Below are 268 nucleotides of genomic sequence, written 5' to 3'. Positions count from 1 at the left end.
CCTAGATTCTCAGAATAACCGACACACTTGGTATAGACACGAGAGCCAGCTGCTCGTAGGCTGAAGTTCTCAAACAATAACCAAGGTACCCACATGGGGAAACAATACAAACAGCTGACTCTTGTTGAACGATACCAGATTGAAGCCCTGGTGCAATTAGAGTTTTCAGCCCGTCAAATAGGTAAAGAACTTAAACGGGGAAATAAATCGATATCATCAGAGTTGGGACGCTGCCCTCAAGGTCGATATACAGCAATAACGGCGCATG

The 268-nt window shown here is 45.1% G+C and carries 1 protein-coding gene; it reads left to right on the top strand.

Translation table 11 applies throughout. The annotated features are described in order from the left end of the window. Nucleotides 1–93 precede the first annotated feature (93 nt). Nucleotides 94–268 (top strand): helix-turn-helix domain-containing protein (locus HC723_RS17170; protein ID WP_190339968.1); only part of this gene is annotated, 175 nt, incomplete at its 3' end.

This window comes from Vibrio sp. S11_S32 (assembly GCF_014694465.1).
Lineage (GTDB): Bacteria > Pseudomonadota > Gammaproteobacteria > Enterobacterales > Vibrionaceae > Vibrio > Vibrio algicola.
The sequence above is the reverse complement of the archived record's forward strand: the minus strand, read 5'-3'. Positions and strand labels throughout refer to the sequence as shown.